A 2,118-nucleotide genomic window follows, 5' to 3' on the forward strand; every position below is an offset into this window, starting at 1 on the left:
CGTCGGACGCGGGCTCCACAGCCACTGTTCTGTCACGGCCATTCGAACACGGCCGATCACTCACTGCCTAGCGATCACCTGATCAGTCGTCGCTCGAGAACCAGCTGACGACGGACGAGACGGCACTGTGTCCGGCCTTCACCAGCCTCTCGCCGACCTTCTCGGTCACCTTCACGCCGAACTTGGCCGCTTCCGCCGCGCCCTTCTCGATCGCGCCGACGACTCGGCCACCGATCAGGGAGAGGCCGACGGATGCCACCGAGCCGATGAACTTGTCGCTGCTGAAGCCGTAGCCGATCCCGGTGTACAGGGCCGAAGCCACACCCGTCACCAGCGAGAACGTGCCGACGGCGGCCGCGAAGGGCTGGCCACCCGGAATGAGCATCAGGCCGGCCGCGACGAACCCGCTCCAGGTGCTGACACTGCCCAGGAAGTCTCCGTAGTCCTTGAACAGCTGCTTGTCGTCCTTCGGCGGAGAGCCCGGAGCGGGCTTCTCGGGAGCCGGAGCCGGAGTGGTCACCTTGTCGTTGGCCGGCGTGTTCACCGGGTCGACGTGGTTGGCCTCGTTGGCCTTCGCCTGGGCCGCCGCGGCGGCGGCAGCGGCGGCCTGCTCCTGCGCCCGCTTCTGCGCGGCGATGGCGTGGGCGTCGCTCGCGGCCTGCGACGCCGTGGCGGCGTCCTTGCCCGCCGCGCTCGCGCTGGCCGCGGCCTGCGCCGCCGAGGCCCTCGCGCTCGCCGCCGAGTTCACGGCCTGGTTCGCGGAGGTGGTCGCCTGGGTGGCCGAGTAGTTGGCCTGCCGGTTGGCCGTCTGCGCGGTCGCCGCCGCACTCTTGGCCTTCTGCGCCGAAGCGGCGGCGGCTGCCGCGGAGGCGTCGGCGGCGGCGGACTTGGCCTTGGCGTCGTCCGCGTACCCCTTCGCCTGCTGGGCCGACTGCCCTGCCAGGCTCGCCCAGTGAGCGGCCTCATCCGACGCGTGGCGCGCGTCCGCGGCGATCTGGTACGCCCGCTGGGCGCTCTCGCTCGCGGTGGCCGCGTCCTTCGCGGCGTTGGCGATCATGCTCAGCACGGACGACACGTGCGCGTCGGTGTCCGCGTCCTTCTGCGCCGCCGTGAACTGGGTCTTGCGGACGAACTCGTGCTGCATCCAGGCCGGTCCGGCCAGGGCGACCGCGCCCGCGGCCTTCACGTTGGGCCCGCCGCCGTCCGTGGCGACCACCACGGCCACCCGGTCGTCCTCGGCCAGGGCCTTGGCGTAGCCGTTGGACAGGAAGGCGGCCAGGACCGACACCCGGCCGTCGGCCAGTGCGGCGCCGCCGTCCCGCTGGACGGCCTTGCCGCCGTCCGAGACCAGGGAGACGGTCCGCACCCGCAGGTCCTCGGCCTGGGCCTGGAGCGCCCCACCGCTGAGGAACTTCTCGACCGCGGTCGGGTCGGTGCTCTCCAGCGTCTTCTGCGCCTCGGTCGCCAGCTTGGCGTTCGCGATGCTCGTGACGGCCAGGATCTTCTCCCGGTCGTCGAGCTGAAGGCTGCGCTGGTAGTCCGACTTGGCCCAGGAGACCACGGCCTCGTCGGTGCCGGAGAGCGCGGCCTGCGCCGACGCCCGGGTCCAGGAGCCGGTGGACTTCAGCAGGTTGACCGCGGCCTTGCGGCCGGCCTGGGCGGCCGTCGCCGTGGCGGTTCCGGTCGCCGCGGCCTGCTTGACCAGGTCCTTCGTCGCGGCGTCCTGCGAGGCGGCCTCGGTCTGCTGCTGGTTGAAGTCCGCCTGGGTGGCCTGATCGTCCTTCAGCAGCAGGTCGGCCTGGGTGACACCGAGCTGCTTGTCCGACTCCAGCTGCACGGCCTCGGCGTCACGGGCCAGCTTCTCGAGCGTCTGGGCCTTCGCCACCGCCGAGGCTGCGGTCTCGGCGGCGACAGCGGCGGCGTCCGCGTGCTGCCCCGCGATCTTCGCCCAGTCCTGGGCCTGGCCCGCGGCGGCTGCCGCGGCGTCGGCTGCCGCGGCGGCCTTCTCCGCGTGGTCGGCGGTCCGGTTGGCCAGATCCTTGGCCTCGCCCGCCGCGGCGGCGGCCGCGGTGGCGAGGTTCTGGGCACGGGTCGCGGCCGTGCTGGCCGCGTTGGCCG

Annotated in this window: 1 protein-coding gene; it reads right to left on the reverse strand. The window is 73.0% G+C overall.

The window, feature by feature from the left end:
* Window positions 1-82: 82 nt before the first annotated feature.
* Window positions 83-2,118, reverse strand: a 2,036-nt coding sequence (locus ACFU7Z_RS38960; protein WP_380782891.1) for an ALF repeat-containing protein, incomplete at its 5' end; no start/stop codon positions are given.

Origin of the sequence: Kitasatospora sp. NPDC057518 (genome assembly GCF_042802075.1) — a bacterium.
Lineage (GTDB): Bacteria > Actinomycetota > Actinomycetes > Streptomycetales > Streptomycetaceae > Kitasatospora.